We start from the raw sequence: 16,186 nt of genomic DNA on the forward strand, positions 1-16,186 counted from the left end.
GATGTTGCCGAAGACCCTCAATCCTGTGGTGAAGGATAAGTACGTTGAGAGCCTCGAAGAACTGGCTGACTTGATCGCCAGCGCGGATCTAAGGACCGGAGTTGTCAGAATCACCGCACGGTCCGGTGACGCCCTGCTCGACGCATTCATCGTGGTCCTCAACGGTAAGGTAGTCTACATTGAAGTCGAAGAGGTGCGGACCGGAGAACGATGGCGAGGAGAGGAAGCGCTAGAACGCCTGAAGGAGATCTTGAGTGTAGTTGAGAAAGGCCAATCTGCCGTCGTCGACGTGTTCGAAGCCTCGGAAGAGGACGTCGAGATGATCTTCGAATACCACGGTATACGTCCGAAGGAGATCGAACTGGATGAGGTGCTACCGGTCCCCGTACTCGAAACCGATATCGAGCTCGAGACCGAGAAGCTCGAGGGTGCCGAGAAAGAGGAAGCCCCGGAGGAAACCGAGATCGAGGTAGGAGAAGTCGAAGAAGCTTACGATGAGGAACCGGAAGCCGTAGAGTCCTACGATTTCACGGAAGAACTCGAGAGAGAATCGGAATCACTATCGCGGGAGGAGATACTGAAGAAATACGGGATCAAGGAGCCTGACGAATCCTTCGTCAAGAACATCCTGAAGGAGTTCACCGGAGTGGAGACGGACCTTCGAGAGCGGATCTCGAGAGTCCTTCGTAGCTACGGCATAACGGTATTCAAGGCGGAAGGTATCGTCGAAGTCCTCCTGGGAGACGATACCGACGAGGAGGATGTCGTCGAGACAATTCGGGACTTCATGAAGGATGTCGGCGTTGACGAATTGGAGGTCCGCACGTACCGGCCCGAGTGGTTAGGGAGAAAGATTTAAGGTGACCCAGTCGGGTTAGGATTTGGGCTCGGGCCGGCAGCTCAGTCTGGACAGAGCGCGGGCCTTCGGAGCCCGTGGTCCCGGGTTCAAATCCCGGCCGGCCCACACGTATCATCGTTACGGTATCCGTAACAATGGGGTTTTCGGGTTGGACGACGAACTCCGGAAGCTCGTAGAAGCAGGTCCCCTCGAGGTCGTGATCGCGAAGCTGGAGGAGATACTGATGCGCCTTGACCGTCTTGAAGCGAAGATCGACGAGACTCTCGCTCGTATCGAAAGGTTGGAACGGGAGCTGAGGAAGGATGAGCGTGAATGAGCTTCCCTTCGACAGCATCGCCATCATCGGGCTAGGAGTGGAGGGACGTACCTGCGCGATGAGGTTAGCGGAACTGGGACTCAAGATCTACGCCTCCGATATCAGGGAAGACGTCGACGTCTCATCGCTCGAGAGGCTTCCCAACGTCGAGGTAGAGCTCGGTCATCACGACCTCGACAGAATCTGCGAGTGTGACACCGTATACTTCTCGCCCAGTATACCGAACGACGCGGAGATAGTCCGCGAGGTCCGCAACGTCGGGGTTCCGCCACTCGAGGAGCTCCTCACATGGCCAGATTCCTCCGAATTCGTCGTGGTCAGCGGAACCAACGGCAAAACAACGACAGTTCATATGATCAACTACCTACTCGACAAACTCGGTATCGATCGGGAGGTCGGTGGAAACGCCGGAGGGGGATTCGACGGGTACGCTACTCTCTACGTGCGAGCCGAGTTGGCACGTCCAAAGGTCGTGGTCTGTGAAGTGTGTGACATGACGCTGGATTATTTCTCCGACCGAGCTCCACGGTACGATGTCGCAGTCTTCTTGAACCTGGGTTTGGATCACCTGGACTACCACGGTTCGATCGAGCGGTACGCGGCCCGTGCGGCCCGTTTCTGTGATCGGGCTCGAGAGACGGCGATTGTCAAGTGTGATGGAGAGGAACGGAAGGTAGTCGAAAGGATGGAGGGCACTCCCAGATGTTATGATAGGTTAGACGTGGAGGTCGACATACCGCTCCGAGGGGAGTTCTACAGGCTGGACGCCAAAGCCGCTCTGCTGGCCGTCGCCGAGATAACCGGTGAATCACCCGAGGAGCTGGCCCAATTACTCTCGGACTTCACCGGTGTCCCCGGGCGCATCATGGAGTACAGGCTTGGTGAAGGTCGGCTGGTCATCGGGAAGACCGACAACCTCTCCGCCCTGAGAGCCGTCTTGAAGGACTACGGACCCCTAGACGTCGTCTTCTGGGGGACTCCGAGGCCGGGCGAAGATTACCGGATCGAAGGAATCGGCCGAGCCCTCCGAGAGGCGGAAGTGGAACGCGTTTACGTGTTTCCCGGCCTGTCAGAGGAGACCGTAGACGACGTTATCGAGGAGCTCGCGAGCTCCGGAATTGAGGCGTCCCGGGTAGAGACTTCCGAGGTCGCCTCGAAGGCCTTGGAACTGGCGCGACGTGGTCGGGCTGTGGGAGTGCTCGGAAACGGACAGAGTGTTATAACCTCGATACAACACGATGTCGAGCATGCGGTACGCTTTTTGACCGCTGGATCGGAGCGATCTCGGGGATGAGCTGGGATGGAAGTTGAATTCATACGGTTGGCGGATGAGATCCCGGAGTGCGAGTTCTTGATTGAGGGGTACCCGGGAATAGGGATGGTGGGCGTAATCGCCATCCGCCACGTGGTGACTGAGTGTGGGGCTGAACCTGTCTTCGTAATGAAAACCAAGGACATGCCGACGGCGGCGATCGTGCACGAGGGCCGTGTGTACCCATCAGCCGGAGTTTTCGTGCTAGACGACCTATCTTTCTTCTACTCGGAGCAGGCCGACATGCGTCCCGGAGTCGTTCAGAAGATCTCGGAGTCAGTGGCCGACCTATCCAGGGAGATAGGCGTGGAGTGCATCGTGTGTTTGGCTGGTATCAGAGCGCCCGACCTCGAGGGTGAGCCCTCACTGTACTACGCCGCCACCTCGGATAAAGCCGCCGAGCTTTTCGATGGTATCGCGGAGCCACTCGAGGGAGGTACGATCACTGGGGTCAGTGGTCCGTTGCTCTTAGAGGGTAGCTTGCGCGGTCTGGACGCGGTCTGCCTTCTCGTCGAGACTCCGGGTACATATCCTGATCCCAAAGCGGCATCTCGGGTCGTAGAAGCCCTCAACGAGGCACTGGGACTCAGTGTAGACGTGTCGAAGCTCGAGGAGGAAGCGGAGCGCATCGCCAAGGCTGTTGAAGAGACTGTACACCGTCTCCGGGAACAGCAACGAATAGAGGAAGAAGAGGCAGAACCGACTGAGAGGATGTTCGTGTAGCAATCTGACACCTTCTCGCATCTTGACCTCGCACCTTAAAGGGCGGTGGTTTCACTTAAGGGGTCGTGAATCGGGTTGAAAATGCTCGCAATTACTGGGGTGAGCTTCCGAGTCGTCGAGCAACTCCTCACACAAGGACACACTCAGATAATAGTACGTAGCGGTAACAACCTCGACGCAGTCGTCCGCCTTCAGCCTGGTGATTTAGTCTTCGTGACCACCGTCGGCAAGCGAGAGCTCAAGGAGGGTGTCAATGGTGTCGTAGCCACGGTGCGCTCCGTCAGCGTGGTCCACGAGCACGTCGTAACCGGGGGCGACGAGCACTTCGAGCGGGAATTCGTGGCGGCCAGACTCATCCTGAGTCAAGTCGGGTCCGGTCGTGTTAGGGAGTACAAGGACCTCGGTGTAGGTCGTCGCGTTGAAGTCGACGTGGAAATGGAGTCGGCGGTTTCGGAGGCCTATTGAAGGGGTGGAGTAGGATTAGGGGGATCGCCACCGGGACCCTAGTACTCCTATCTCTGGCCCTCGTCTCTGCGTATGCGGTCTACCACGACTACGTCGAGGCCGAGAGATACGTGAATGCTGTCCGCGCCCGTATGGGTTGGTCTCCGTTACCACCCAAACTCCTTCCCTACTGCGATCGGTTCGACTTGGTCACATATCAACAGGGAGGTTTCGTGGCCATCAAGATCTTCGTTTACCCGCCTCTAACTACGGTACCGCGGATCCTCCCTAGGGTGAAACCGGGCGAGGACGAGTTGAGTGTGGTCCGCACCCTGGCGTTGTTCGTGTCCGACACAATGCAATACGATGTAGGGGCGGAACCTCCGGAATACTTACCGCCCGTACTCCGACGAACCCTCACGGAGCTGGAACTGTGGGGCAGATGGCGTGGAGCCTGTGGAACCGCCGCGTACATGTTCTCCTATTTATGCCGACTTTACGGGATCCCGACTCGCTTCGTACTGATAGAACCCGCTGATACGGGAACCGTGATTCCGGGGACGGGATCGGAGTGTGAGAGGTTCGTACTCCACGCGCAGGTTCAGGTCTGGGTTCACGGTCGTTGGATTACCGTGGACCCTTCGGTGGGATTGGTGGGGATCTCGGATCGACTTGTTCAGGGGCATCGAGTACGTCCCGACGGCACCGAGCTTTACACACCTAGGGTTAGGAGTTACACCGTCTGCACCCAAGGACCCCTGGTTTTCTGGGATACGCTCACCGGGCTGGTGGAGTCGATAGTCTAGTGCTTCCGCAGTACCTCCTCGTAGATCCTCCGGACTTTCTCGATGGTGTCTGCGTCTTCCGGACCCAGATCGTCGCGCACGCGCACCAGTCTCGGGAACCGAAGGGCGAATCCGGATGAGTACTTCGGGCTTTTCTGGATATCCTCGAACTCCACCTCGAAGACCACCTCAGGCTTGAACCTGACTTCGCGTCCCGATTCCTCTACTATCAAGTCCTCGAACATCTTAGTCAGTCGCTTGAGTGTCTCGTCGTCCACGCCTGTTCCGACCTTACCCACCTCCATTAGGTTCTCCTTGTTCTCGTCCCAGACGGCCAGCAGGTAGGAACCGATGAGCCCCTTCCGCTTGCCCTTACCCCAAATGCCGCCGATGACCACACAATCCAGTGTCTCGAGCACCGGCTTGACTTTCAACATCTTCTTGCCGCGGACGCCCGGGGTGTAGTTAGCATCCAGATCCTTCACCATGACTCCCTCGTGTCCTATCTCCAGGGCTCGATGGAACATCTCGGCCGCCTCCTTTGGGTCGTCCGTGATCACCTGTTCGACGAGCATCACCTCTCCCTCGCGCTCGCGTACTATTTCCTCGAGCCGACGTCGACGCTCTCGGAACGGAGTGTCGACCAACGATTCGCCGTCCACGTACAGGCAGTCGAAAAGGTGCAGCTCTACCGGAATCTCCTTGCGCACATCCTCGATGTCGTACTTCCGCTTGATCCTGTGTAGTAGCTCCTGGAATGGTCGCGGTTTTCCTGTCTCTGGGTTGATGGCCACGGCCTCGCCCTCCAGGATGAACTCGTCCGCGTCCACGCAGTCCTTCACGGCTTCCACGATGTCGGGGAGTGCGTGGGTCACGTCCTCGATCCTCCTGGTGTACACGCGTACTTCCTCTCCGTCCGAGTGCACTTGCACGCGGGCGCCATCCAGCTTGATCTCCACCGCGCCTTTTCCTCCAACCTCCGCGAGTGCTTCCCTCACATTCCTCGCCGCTTGCGCCAGCATCGGCTTTATCGGTCGCATGGGCCTCAAGTCGATTTCACGGAGACCTTCCTCACCACTCGTCATCGCCACTTTGGCTACCAGTCCCAGGTCGTTCGACAGCATGTGGGCCCTCTCGACTAATTTCCTGCTCACTCCGAAGGCCTGGGCAATGGCTTCCTCCACGGTGCTTTCCCGCACGCCCGTCCGCAGCTCACTCAGTGCCTGCCTAACCAGGTAGCGGGCCTCTTTCGGCTTCGCCTTGGCGAGCAACCCCATCATCAGCCTCATCTTCCGTTTGACGGCTCCCTCACCCTCGACCTCCGCTATCTTCTCGAAGGTCTCCCTCACCTCGCTCACCATGAGTGGTCTTGAATCGAGCAGCGTCGACGTCTTCCGACGCTTCAGCAGCTCCTCGGCGGCGAGTCCGAGATCGCCGAGCCGCTTGAACAACTCCGTGACCTCGGAGTCGGTAGATCCCGTGGCGGTCGCGATCACCTTCCGCATCAGCTTAGATCCGATTCCGAGGTCCCTCGGATCCCATCCGGGGAACACCTGGTTGGCCAGGAACAGCGTAACAATGTCGATGACGTTCTCCGGACACTGCCGTAGGAACTGGGCGATCAGGCTTATTTTGGCCTTCCTGGAACTGATCCGCTCCAGTTTCTCGAAGGCCTCCGCCAGAGACGAGTAGTAAACGTCATCGTCCGTCGCTTTGACTTTGAACTCAGCCCCGCTAGGACCGACCGCTTTGGTGGGCTCTTTCTTCCTCTCCTCCCTACGAGCACTCTTACGTTTCTCCGCTCCTTCCTTTTCCCTCTTCTCCTTCCTCCCACTCTTCTTCCTGAGAGGAGAGGATATGAAGAAGTCGAGTTTCCTGGATTTAGGGACGGGTCGAGTCACGTTCGTCACCCCCATTGACGGGTGATCGTCCTTTTAGGAATTACCCGTTTCCGCTGCGGAGGTAGTCGGGCATGGTGATGGTGGAGAGGGTGGTACAGGCTCTTCCGGGGATGGAACCCGAGGATTTCGAGGTCCTACGAGCCCTCGAGATGGAGATGCGCAGGCACGAGTGGGTCCCGTTCGATCGACTGCTCGAACGCACCGGCCTCGACGAAAAGGAGCTAGGCTACCGTCTGTCCAGACTCGATCGTTGGGATATGGTCGTCCGGACGCGACGGCAAACGGTCGGGTACCTAGGTTACCAACTGCGTCCCGAAGGGTACGACGCTCTCGCCCTCCGGGCGCTCGTGGACCAAGGCGTGCTGGAAGGACTCGGCCCGGAGATCGGGGTGGGAAAAGAGGCCGACGTGTATTTGGGCATCTCTCCCAAGGGCGCGCAGCTGGCCGTTAAGTTCAACCGAATCGGTCGTACCAGTTACACCAAGGTCAAACGGTACCGTGAGTACGTGAAGGACAAGCGCCATATCTCATGGCTTTACGTCAATAGGCTTACGGCCGAGCGCGAGTTCGAGGCGCTCTTACACTTGTACCCCGATGGTGTTTCCGTCCCTAGGCCCGTAGCTCAGAACAGGCACGTACTCGTGATGGAACGCTTTGAGGGACGGGAACTCGCGGAAACTCGGGTGGAGAACCCCGAGGCGGTCCTGAACCGGGTGCTCGAGGAGTACGAACACGCCCTCGAAGTCGGCGTGGTTCACGGGGACCTGAGTCAGTTCAACGTAGTCATCGAGGGCGACGAGGTGCTTCTCATCGACTGGGCGCACTGGGTCGAGGTATCCCACCCATCGGCCCGTGAGCTCATCGAACGTGACGTACGGAACATATGTGACTACTTTCGCCGGAAATACGGCGTTCACAGGCATCCGCGGGAGTTCTTCTGGAATTCCGGATGAGGAGGCCTACGGGGATCGAGGCGTGCCGATGAGAGGGTGGCCTGTTACCGACGGGCCATTACACGTCACGATGGGGGATAACGCTTCCAGATGAATTCGATAGGGTACAACACCCGGGTTGCTCTCGCAACCGTAAAAAGAGCTGGCTTGGGAAGCTCCGCCGGGGGCTCGCGCTCATGCCGATCGAGATCGACATGAATTCGTGTTTGCTGTGCGAAGCGTGCGTTGCAGCGTGCCCCACGGGTGCTATCCGCCGCGAAGATGGGGACATGAACTACTGCATCGTCTGCGGCGCCTGCGTGAAGGCCTGTCCCGTCGATGCCCTGGAGCTTGAGGACCTAGAACGCGAAGTGGATGGAGAGGGGGTAGAACTCAAAAGGATCGCCTGGAAGCCCGAGGAGTGCCACAAGGAAGATCCACCTCAGTGCGGTGAGGTGTGCCCGCAAGAGATCCTGCGGATCGAAGATGGCTACCCGGAGCTCCGCGGATTCTGCGTCATGTGTCTCAAGTGCATGGAAACGTGTCCCATCGACGCAATCGGTGTGAAGGGTGTCGTTGAGCCCAAGTCCGAGCCTCCAGAGCATCCAGAGGATGAGGATGTCTACGTACACCCCGAACGGTGCGTCGGGTGCACCTACTGCCTCCAGGTATGTCCGACCGACGCTATCGAGATGGTACCGACCGAAGTCGAGTTCTTCAAGGCCGAGGAGAACGAGTGGTCACCTGTCTACGTAGACCCGGACACGATGGAACTGAATCGGGGCCGGAAAGTGGCCAAAATCGACCCGGAGAAGTGCACTGGTTGTACACTGTGCGTCCAGGTATGTCCGTGGGGGGCCATTACGGCAGCGCGTGACGTACCGGTCCAGTCCCGCGAAGTTGAGAACGAAATCGATGATGACAAGTGCGTCGGATGCGGAGTATGTGCTGAAGTCTGCCCAGGTGACCTGATCGAGGTCGACGGTGTCGCCAAGGTACCGGAGAAGTGCCCAGCATGTAAGCTCTGTGAGCGTGCGTGTCCTGTCGACGCCATCTCAATTAACGTCTCCTACGAGCGCTCCGGTGAGATGGAGTGAGTTTTTTCACCCACCTCACCCGCTCCGCCCGGGGCGAACGTTGCGGGTAGGGACCTACCTGGTGGATGGTACCCCACGCCCCGCCGTATTCCTCGATGATGAAGTTCGTGTCTACGATCTTCCCGTGCTCGAATTCATCGAAGTAGCCCACAGTGACGGGCTGGACGGTCTTGACTATTCCGTGTACCCGCTATCGGAGCTCAGAATAGGTCCACCGGTCCCGCGGCCTCCTAAGATAATCTGCTTCGGACTCAATTACCGCGAGCACGTTAATGAGTTACGCGAGATAGGAATGGACGTCCCCGGTGAGCCCGTCATGACCATGAAGGCCCCCACCGCGGTGATCGGCCATCTGGATACTGTCAAGTTACCGAGGGAGGCGCGCAGGATCGATCATGAGCTCGAGCTGGCGGTGGTGATCGGAGAGCGATGTCGTAAAGTGTCTCCCGGGGAGGCTCGAGACGTCGTTTTCGGGTTCACTATCATCAACGACGTGACGGCCCGTGACATCGAGAAAAGAGAAGGCCAGTGGGTCCGGGCGAAGAGCTACGACACGTTCGCGCCTTTAGGACCGTGGATCGAAACCGAACTAGAGCCTGACGGACTCGAAATGAAGCTCCGTGTTAACGGTGAGGTGCGCCAGCGCGCTACCACGGACGACATGATCCGGGATCCGTACGAGCTGGTGTCGTTCACGTCCAGGGTGATGACGCTCGAGCCCGGAGATATCATCGCTACGGGAACGCCACCCGGTGTTGGTCCGATGGAACCACATGATAAGGTCGAGTTGGAGATCGAGCGCATCGGTAGGCTCGTACATTACGTAGAGTAGTGAATGGGTGGATCGTGAAACGAGTGGCGCCGCCTAGTGCTTCAGACACAGTTTCTTTACGAACAGATAAAGATCCGGGGGAGAACTCTCAAAGGCGTCGCGAGGATAGTTATGAGGGAGTATGACACTGCACGTAAGCCGGCAATCCTGTCATTCGTCATCGGGGTAACCTCTCGGTTGGGTCCGCTCATCATCCTGGGGGGTTGTAATCATGACCCGCGAGGACAGGGGGAAGCCTCCGGGCGTAGATGAGCTCGTAACGGACGTCCTCCGATCCAAGCACTGGCTGGCAGAGGTCCCGAAGGAGATAGCACCACCGAAGCGCAAGAAACGTGCTAAGGAATTGAGGATTTAGTGCACGACTCAGCGACTCATCGGTGAAGGCTCGAGCAGTCCTAACTTCACTAAATACTCAGGTTTCGATAGGTGTCTCCGTGCCACTGGAGGTGCCTCGTACGTCACTCCTTCGACCAGCTCTCGAGGTACCTCCACTTTGACCTTCGAGTCCTCCGGAGCCCGTTCCCCACAACCACACTTGAACCCTTTCCTCCGCCCTGCCGACTTCATCGACCTCCTACACCGTCCGCACACGGGATTACGGACCTCTTCCACGCGCTCCAGTCTCAGCACACGTAGCTTTTCCACGTTCACCGTGCGGGGGTGTTTCGGAGTCTCCGGTCTTAGTGCACCCGCCACACGGATCTCATCTCCGGGATGTAGTGCTGCCACGACTTCGGTGAGCGGCCGGGTCGGACGAAACGCCGCTATATCTACCATGGCGCCGTCCTCGTCCTCACACCCCACCACGACGTGACCTCCCGGTATTCGCCTGGGCTCCTCGACGACCGTGAGGTCCAGGACGATGTTAGAGTAGTCCTCGGCTTCGGCCAACCGATCTACGCGGACGAGGTGCGCATCCGTCGCTTGGTTCGACTCGAAAATCTCGTACTTCACCACCGGCTCTCGCGTCTCGATCATCTTCGGGGCGATCTTCAGTACGTCCGGTTCCACGGATCTCACTCCGTAGAGGACTGGACACGGCGTGTTGGGCGTTATGAGTACGTCGCCGTTTCTACCGTCCAAGTTGTCGAACGTCACTGGGAACGTCCTACGGTCGAACTTCCTGACCGAGTTTTCCTCCACACGCCGTTCCGTTCCCCAGTACTTCTCGGCACGGTACGCGATCCCCTCGAACGTGACCTCGTGATTCTTCCGGATGCGGGCGAAGCCCAGGGCCGCGATGGCACCGACAACACCTCGACCTCCTAGAACCACGTTGACATCGTCGTCGACACTCTCCCTTACCCTCCTAGGGTTTAAAATGCGTCGTACCGCTTCCCTATAGACGGATTCGCATACCCTCGGCGGCTCACCCTCGCAGACTACTAAACCCGGCCGGGTCTCCGGGTAACTCTTCCGGACTACCTTCTTAAGTGCACGTAGCACTACTGCCTCAATGTCGACGCTCCACGGTGCTTCCACCGGCAGGGCGACCGCCGCGTTACCTCTAGTCTTGAACGGCACGTTCGGATTCAATCGAACTAATAGCGGGCGACCGACGGGTTCTGCACCGGCTTCCGCCAGCTCCGCGCGGAGCAAGACGGCCGCGTGAGTGGTACATCCTCCGGCGGGTGAGTCGGTGTCATCGAGTGCCACCCAATCCATCGAACGTTCCACCCGGGGGTGATCATGTGGTCGTCGGTCAGAAGATGTTGGCGTCGGTCGTCGCCCACCTCCTGCCTTTCTTGGTGGGAGCCGTCGGGATTTACTTCATTCTCACGGCTTCGATGAAGGACGATGAGCACCTGCGTAGGTTAGGCTTTCTGATCATAGTGATCGGAGGCCCGACGTCGGTACTGGTGTCCATAGCGATAGTCGGGGGGTGACTGGGTGCGGGCCGAGCTCTGTGCGGACCTCGAGGAGGCTTTGAGGGCCGGAGGCCATGAAGTCGTCCGCATCGAAAGGGCTTGCTTTGACATCTTCGTGCGTACCCGCGATGGTCGCGCTTACATAGTAAAAGTGTTGATCAACGCCGACGGGCTGCGCCGGGAGATAGCCGAGGAGCTTAGACGCATCTCGCATTTCTTGGAGGCCGTGCCGGTAGTCGTGGCGCTCAAACGCCACACCGGCCCGCTGGAGAAAGGCGTGGTCTACCACCGGTACGAAGTCCCCGTGATCGACCCACTGACATTCGCCCGGCTCGTGGAAGGGGAGCCGCCGAAGGCCGTGGCGGACAGGGGAGGACAGTACGTCGTGATCAGTACCGACGAAGTGGATGAACTGGACGTATCTAGGGTGCGCCGTCGCCAGCTCCGGCGTGAGGGCGGTAGGATTACACTAGCACGAGCCGAGGAGGCCGACGTCGAGGTGATACCGGTGGAGCTCAAGATCCCCGAACACGTGGATACCGGACGCGATCGAATGACGCGGTTTGAGCGCCGCGTGGCGGAGCTCCTGGAACGAATGGGTGCCGAACGTACGGGGAAGGTTCGCAGGGCTCCCTTCAAGCTCCTGGCTAAGGACGGCGAGACCGTGCTAGCACGGGCGGAGGATGGTGGAGACTGGGAGTCCATAGCCCTCAGGGATGTGGCCAGTGCTACGGGGTCGATGTGTGTGATCGTGACTCGAGAGCGTCGCAAAGACACGTACGTACCTACGGTTGACATCGGGACCCTCGAGGAGATCAAGGACCTCGAGGACCTCAAGGAGTACCTCCAAGAGCGTGATCCGGAGGAGCGTGTGAGACAGCTCGTTGAGGAGGCCGGCATAACGTCCCCGAAGGAGATAGCGCAACGCACCGGGATCCGTAAGTCGGTGATACGAGAATTCCTGCGCAGGATGGGAGTCGCCGACGAGAGAAAAGTTTAAATATAAGTGCTTATTAGTACGCGGATGAGCGAAAAGGGGCCAGAAACGGGGGAGATCGCATATGGCGATGCTAGCAGGTGATGGGAGGCAGGTTCTGATCCTGCCGGAGGGTTACCAGCGGTTCGTCGGTCGAGATGCTCAGCGAATGAACATCATGGCCGCACGCGTGGTAGCCGAGACTGTTAGGACCACCCTAGGTCCGATGGGCATGGATAAGATGCTAGTCGACGAGATGGGCGACGTCGTGGTGACCAACGACGGTGTAACCATCCTGGAAGAGATGGACGTCGAGCACCCGGCCGCTAAGATGGTGGTGGAAGTCGCCAAGACGCAGGAGGATGAAGTTGGCGACGGTACGACCACTGCCGTCGTGCTCGCGGGTGAGCTGCTGCACAAGGCCGAGGACCTGCTACAGCAGGACATCCACCCGACCGTGATCGCACGCGGTTTCCGGATGGCCGTCGAGAAGGCCGAGGAGATCCTCGAGGAGATTGCCGAAGAGATCGACCCGGACGACGAGGAGACGCTCAAGAAGATCGCCAAGACCGCGATGACCGGTAAGGGCGTGGAGAAGGCCCGGGACTACCTGGCCGAGCTGGTCGTGAAGGCCGTCAAGCAGGTTGCAGAGGAGGAGGACGGAGAGATCGTCATCGACACGGACCACATCAAGCTGGAGAAGAAGGAAGGTGGCGGGCTCGAGGACACCGAGCTGGTCAAGGGCATGGTGATCGACAAGGAGCGAGTGCACCCAGGCATGCCGCGCCGTGTGGAGAACGCAAAGATCGCTCTGCTGAACTGCCCGATCGAGGTCAAGGAGACCGAGACCGATGCCGAGATCAGGATCACCGACCCGGAGCAGCTGCAAGCCTTCATCGAGGAAGAGGAGCGCATGCTGCAAGATATGGTAGACAAGATCGCAGAGACGGGCGCGAACGTTGTCTTCTGCCAGAAGGGTATCGATGATCTGGCCCAGCACTACCTGGCGAAGAAGGGCATCCTAGCGGTACGGCGTGTTAAGAAGTCCGACATGCAGAAGCTGGCCAGGGCGACCGGAGCCCGCATCGTGACGAACATCGACGACCTGAGCGAGGAGGACCTAGGTGAGGCTGAGGTCGTCGAGGAGAAGAAGGTCGCCGGCGACAAGATGATCTTCGTGGAGGGCTGCAAGGACCCGAAGGCCGTGACCATCCTGATCCGCGGTGGTACCGAGCACGTGGTCGACGAGGCCGAGAGAGCCATCGAAGACGCCGTCGGAGTTGTGGCGGCGGCCCTAGAGGACGGTAAGGTGGTAGCCGGCGGCGGTGCTCCGGAGGTCGAGGTGGCCAGGCAGCTGAGGGACTTCGCGGACGGTGTGGAGGGCCGCGAGCAGCTCGCCGTTGAGGCGTTCGCCGACGCACTGGAGATCATCCCGAGAACGCTGGCCGAAAACAGCGGACTCGACCCGATCGACGTGCTGGTGCAGCTGCGCGCCAAGCACGAGGAGGGTCAGGTGACCGCCGGTATCGACGTGTTCGAAGGTGAAGTCAAGGACATACTCGAGGAGGGTGTCGTCGAGCCGTTGCGAGTGAAGACCCAGGCACTGGCGAGCGCCACCGAGGCCGCGGAGATGATTCTGCGAATCGATGACGTCATCGCCGCCAGGGAGCTGAGCACGGAGGAAGAGGAGGAGGAAGAGGAGAGCGGTGGTAGCAGCGAGTTCTAAACTCCTCCCTCCCCGAAACGCGCCTCCACACCGAATCGTTTTGAATTACATAACGTTCTCGGAGGTGCGCTCAGCGGAACCCCTTGGCCGCACTCCACATTAAGAATAACATAATCAACATCATCGCCAATGCCAGTACTGCCACGATCAGCGCCATTTTCGGTGAGCTTCCCACGACGATCGGCACCGGACCGATCAAGATCACACCGCCCCACCCTCCCCTACCCGAAGCGTTCTTGATCGCTAACAGGAGGATAGCCAGTGCTGTCAGAACTATGCCCGCGAACGTTATCAGCACGCCGACTTTGAGGACGTCCTCGACACGCAGGGTTATCACCCCTCGGGGGGCGCGAGTGTGGGGTTGTTCGAGAAGTACGTCTCCAACTTGAACCGCCTTCTGATCCTCACAATGGTGTTCGCTACGATCTGCGTAGGATCTGTCCTCACCTTAGGGGTTAAAAAAGGCATTGACCTCAAAGGAGGTACCATGGTGATCCTGAGAACGGAGAAGGATCCCGATACCGTAACTGGCGAGGCTTCGAGAATCCTCGGAGTGTCCGACGTGGAAGCTATACGTTCCTCCCAGGGCGATGTGATCGTGCAGGTTCCTAAGTACCTGTCGGCAGATGACGTGAACAAACTCGCACGGGCCGTCGAAGGGGAGGTCGAGTCCGTCCAGACTGTCGGGCCGGCGTTGGGCCGTGTGTTCTGGGAGAGCGTCAAAGTAGCCGTGCCACTGGCGTTGGTCGCTGTCTCCATCGTCGTGTTCGCCATGTTCCGAAAACCGATGCTGAGTGCTGCCGTGTTGGGAGCACTGGCTTTAGACCTCGTCGACGCGCTCGGATTGATGGCGCTCACAGGCGTACCACTAACCCTAGCGAGCTTCGCGGGCCTCCTTATGATCATAGGTTACGCGGTTGATAGCAACATACTCCTCTCCATGTACACCGTGAAGCGTCGCAGGGTCAGGACGGTCGATCGGGCGATCGCGGACTCGTTTAAGACTGGTATCGTCATGGTGGCCACTACCGCAGCGGCCGCGTGCGCGCTGTTCTTACTATCTATGTCCGAAGCCATGTTCGAAATCGCCGCCGTCGTGATCTTCGGGCTAATTGCGGACGTCCTCAACACTTGGATCTTCAACGCTTGGGTCATCCGCGAGAAGATCGTGGGGAGGTGATCTTTGTCCGGGCTGAGATGGATGAAGGAGAACTGGAGACTACTCGTGATAATCGCCGTATGGGTCGTAGCGGCGACGTCCCTCGCAGTGAAAGGTGTGAACCTGGGTCTGGAGCTTAAAGGTGGCACCATGGTCATAGCCAAGACGGACCATCCGCTTAGTAAGAGAGAGATCGACCAGACCGTAACGGTGCTCGAAAGTCGTCTCTCTACCTTTGGCTTCAAGGGCATCAAGATCCAGCCGGTCGGACACGACCATATCATCGTGATGCTTCCGGGCACACCGCCCAAGGAGGCGGTCGAACTCATTACCAAGCCGGGACGTTTCGAGGCCAAATACAAGGGTAAAACGGTCATCACCGGCCAGGATATAGAGTCAGTGGAGTCTCCGAGGATAGAACGCGTCGAAGGCGGTTACCAATGGTCGGTCCCGTTCAGGCTGACGGCGGAGGGCGCCCGCAAGTTCGCGGAGGTGGCCAAGAACGCTCCGGGCCAGCCGATCGACATGTACCTAGACAACAAAAAGGTGTCAAGCCCGCGGATCTCCGAAGATCTGGCCATGGCTGCGGCATCCGGTCACATGGAGCGGGAGATCGAGATCGTAGGTGGTGCCAAGACTAAGGAGCAGGCGGAACGTGAAGCCAAGGAGATAATGGCGGTTCTACGTTCCGGTCAGCTTCCGGCGAAGCTCGTTCCAGAGGGTGTTTACTCCGTGTCCGCCACGTTGGGTCAGAACTTCCTCAAGATGGCGATGATCGCCGGAGCGATCGCGTTCGCGGCAGTGTCGGTGATCATCGCGCTGAGGTACAGGGACATCAGGATCTCTGGTCCGATACTGTTTACGGGATTCTCCGAGGTAGTCTTCCTCATAGGTCTTGCCTCGCTAACGGGTTTTACGATCGACCTGCCCGCGTTAGCGGGAATCATCCTATCGATAGGTAGCGGCGTGGACGATCTCATAGTGATCACCGACGAGATCGTCCGCGGTGAGCGTAGGAAGGAAGAGCTCGCACTCCGTCAACGGATCAAACGGGCTTTCAGCGTAGTACTGGCGTCGTTCGCGACGCTGGCGGCGGCGATGGCGGTATTGTTCGTCGCCGGTATGGGTCTTCTGAAGGGGTTCGCGATAATGACCATCGCCGGAGCGTTTTACGGTGTCGTCATCACCAGACCGGTGTACGCGGACCTACTGAAGAAGGTACTCGGAGTGGAGTAGGGGGGGATAGAAACGGATCC

Annotated in this window: 18 protein-coding genes and 1 tRNA gene; 16 read left to right on the forward strand and 3 right to left on the reverse strand. The window is 58.8% G+C overall.

Annotated features, from left to right (window positions below; all coding sequences use genetic code 11):
- Window position 1: 1 nt before the first annotated feature.
- From BW921_RS06655 to BW921_RS06680, 7 genes are all read left to right on the forward strand, one after another.
- A complete protein-coding gene (locus tag BW921_RS06655; protein ID WP_236953826.1) occupies window positions 2-859 on the forward strand; it encodes a DUF2226 domain-containing protein in 858 nt (285 codons plus the stop codon).
- Between the two features lie 30 nt (window positions 860-889).
- Window positions 890-964, forward strand: a tRNA-Arg gene (locus BW921_RS06660).
- Window positions 965-1,007: 43 nt separating this feature from the next.
- Window positions 1,008-1,175 carry a hypothetical protein gene (locus BW921_RS07820; protein ID WP_157666110.1) on the forward strand — a complete coding sequence of 56 codons (168 nt, stop codon included), beginning with the start codon at window positions 1,008-1,010 and terminating at the stop codon, window positions 1,173-1,175.
- Entirely contained in the window at window positions 1,168-2,469 is a 1,302-nt protein-coding gene (locus BW921_RS06665; RefSeq protein WP_168168827.1) for a Mur ligase family protein, read from the forward strand. The genes BW921_RS07820 and BW921_RS06665 overlap by 8 nt, the downstream gene beginning before the upstream one ends.
- Window positions 2,470-2,475: 6 nt before the next feature.
- Window positions 2,476-3,210 carry a proteasome assembly chaperone family protein gene (locus BW921_RS06670; protein WP_148689090.1) on the forward strand — a complete coding sequence of 245 codons (735 nt, stop codon included), beginning with the start codon at window positions 2,476-2,478 and terminating at the stop codon, window positions 3,208-3,210.
- A gap of 81 nt (window positions 3,211-3,291) precedes the next feature.
- Window positions 3,292-3,675, forward strand: coding sequence for a DUF473 family protein (locus BW921_RS06675; protein WP_236953827.1), 384 nt, complete (start codon window positions 3,292-3,294; stop codon window positions 3,673-3,675).
- Window positions 3,672-4,460 (forward strand): transglutaminase-like domain-containing protein, encoded by a 789-nt coding sequence (locus BW921_RS06680; protein WP_148689092.1) that lies wholly within the window; start codon window positions 3,672-3,674, stop codon window positions 4,458-4,460. Before BW921_RS06675 ends, BW921_RS06680 begins: the two co-directional genes overlap by 4 nt.
- On the opposite strand, the gene BW921_RS06685 is transcribed toward BW921_RS06680, so the two are convergent.
- On the reverse strand, window positions 4,457-6,340 hold the full coding sequence (locus BW921_RS06685) for an ATP-dependent DNA ligase (protein WP_236953737.1): 1,884 nt from the start codon (window positions 6,338-6,340) through the stop codon (window positions 4,457-4,459). The two genes, BW921_RS06680 and BW921_RS06685, sit on opposite strands and share 4 nt — an antisense overlap.
- Before the next feature lie 71 nt (window positions 6,341-6,411).
- Here BW921_RS06685 and BW921_RS06690 point away from each other — a divergent pair, with 71 nt between their 5' ends.
- From BW921_RS06690 to BW921_RS07825, 4 genes are all read left to right on the forward strand, one after another.
- Complete coding sequence (locus BW921_RS06690) at window positions 6,412-7,293, forward strand: serine/threonine-protein kinase RIO2 (RefSeq protein ID WP_148689093.1); 882 nt, start codon at window positions 6,412-6,414, stop codon at window positions 7,291-7,293.
- A gap of 176 nt (window positions 7,294-7,469) precedes the next feature.
- Window positions 7,470-8,369: a 4Fe-4S binding protein gene (locus tag BW921_RS06695; RefSeq protein ID WP_148689094.1), complete on the forward strand. Its 900-nt coding sequence runs from the start codon at window positions 7,470-7,472 to the stop codon at window positions 8,367-8,369.
- Between the two features lie 40 nt (window positions 8,370-8,409).
- Complete coding sequence (locus tag BW921_RS06700; RefSeq protein ID WP_148689095.1) at window positions 8,410-9,201, forward strand: fumarylacetoacetate hydrolase family protein; 792 nt, start codon at window positions 8,410-8,412, stop codon at window positions 9,199-9,201.
- 211 nt (window positions 9,202-9,412) lie between these two features.
- A complete protein-coding gene (locus BW921_RS07825) occupies window positions 9,413-9,556 on the forward strand; it encodes a hypothetical protein (protein ID WP_157666112.1) in 144 nt (47 codons plus the stop codon).
- A gap of 8 nt (window positions 9,557-9,564) precedes the next feature.
- Here BW921_RS07825 and BW921_RS06705 read toward each other — a convergent pair whose 3' ends face one another.
- Window positions 9,565-10,866 (reverse strand): tRNA(Ile)(2)-agmatinylcytidine synthase, encoded by a 1,302-nt coding sequence (locus BW921_RS06705; protein WP_148689096.1) that lies wholly within the window; start codon window positions 10,864-10,866, stop codon window positions 9,565-9,567.
- A gap of 26 nt (window positions 10,867-10,892) precedes the next feature.
- Between BW921_RS06705 and BW921_RS06710 the strand changes: the two genes are divergently transcribed.
- The 3 genes from BW921_RS06710 to thsB all read left to right on the forward strand — a co-directional run bounded on the left by BW921_RS06710 (window position 10,893) and on the right by thsB (window position 13,771).
- Entirely contained in the window at window positions 10,893-11,087 is a 195-nt protein-coding gene (locus BW921_RS06710; protein WP_088336117.1) for a hypothetical protein, read from the forward strand.
- Between the two features lie 4 nt (window positions 11,088-11,091).
- A complete protein-coding gene (locus BW921_RS06715; RefSeq protein WP_148689097.1) occupies window positions 11,092-12,069 on the forward strand; it encodes a hypothetical protein in 978 nt (325 codons plus the stop codon).
- 61 nt (window positions 12,070-12,130) lie between these two features.
- Window positions 12,131-13,771 carry a thermosome subunit beta gene (thsB, locus tag BW921_RS06720; protein WP_148689098.1) on the forward strand — a complete coding sequence of 547 codons (1,641 nt, stop codon included), beginning with the start codon at window positions 12,131-12,133 and terminating at the stop codon, window positions 13,769-13,771.
- Between the two features lie 70 nt (window positions 13,772-13,841).
- Here the strand turns inward: thsB and BW921_RS06725 are convergent, their stop codons facing one another.
- On the reverse strand, window positions 13,842-14,108 hold the full coding sequence (locus tag BW921_RS06725; RefSeq protein WP_148689099.1) for a DUF131 domain-containing protein: 267 nt from the start codon (window positions 14,106-14,108) through the stop codon (window positions 13,842-13,844).
- A gap of 18 nt (window positions 14,109-14,126) precedes the next feature.
- Between BW921_RS06725 and BW921_RS06730 the strand changes: the two genes are divergently transcribed.
- Window positions 14,127-14,951: a protein translocase subunit SecF gene (locus tag BW921_RS06730; protein WP_148689100.1), complete on the forward strand. Its 825-nt coding sequence runs from the start codon at window positions 14,127-14,129 to the stop codon at window positions 14,949-14,951.
- Window positions 14,952-14,954: 3 nt separating this feature from the next.
- On the forward strand, window positions 14,955-16,166 hold the full coding sequence (locus BW921_RS06735; RefSeq protein ID WP_148689101.1) for a preprotein translocase subunit SecD: 1,212 nt from the start codon (window positions 14,955-14,957) through the stop codon (window positions 16,164-16,166).
- The last annotated feature ends 20 nt before the right edge of the window (window positions 16,167-16,186 follow it).

The organism is Methanopyrus sp. SNP6 (genome assembly GCF_002201895.1).
Taxonomy (GTDB): Archaea; JAADCQ01; Methanopyri; order Methanopyrales; family Methanopyraceae; genus Methanopyrus.

Coding starts and splice junctions, on each gene's coding strand:
- BW921_RS06655 (WP_236953826.1), top strand. CDS start 2: ATGTTGCCGAAGACCCTCAATCCTGTGGTGAAGGATAAGTACGTTGAG.
- BW921_RS06670 (WP_148689090.1), top strand. CDS start 2,476: ATGGAAGTTGAATTCATACGGTTGGCGGATGAGATCCCGGAGTGCGAG.
- BW921_RS06675 (WP_236953827.1), top strand. CDS start 3,292: ATGCTCGCAATTACTGGGGTGAGCTTCCGAGTCGTCGAGCAACTCCTC.
- BW921_RS06690 (WP_148689093.1), top strand. CDS start 6,412: ATGGTGATGGTGGAGAGGGTGGTACAGGCTCTTCCGGGGATGGAACCC.
- BW921_RS06695 (WP_148689094.1), top strand. CDS start 7,470: ATGCCGATCGAGATCGACATGAATTCGTGTTTGCTGTGCGAAGCGTGC.
- BW921_RS07825 (WP_157666112.1), top strand. CDS start 9,413: ATGACCCGCGAGGACAGGGGGAAGCCTCCGGGCGTAGATGAGCTCGTA.
- BW921_RS06705 (WP_148689096.1), bottom strand. CDS start 10,866: ATGGATTGGGTGGCACTCGATGACACCGACTCACCCGCCGGAGGATGT.
- thsB (WP_148689098.1), top strand. CDS start 12,131: ATGGCGATGCTAGCAGGTGATGGGAGGCAGGTTCTGATCCTGCCGGAG.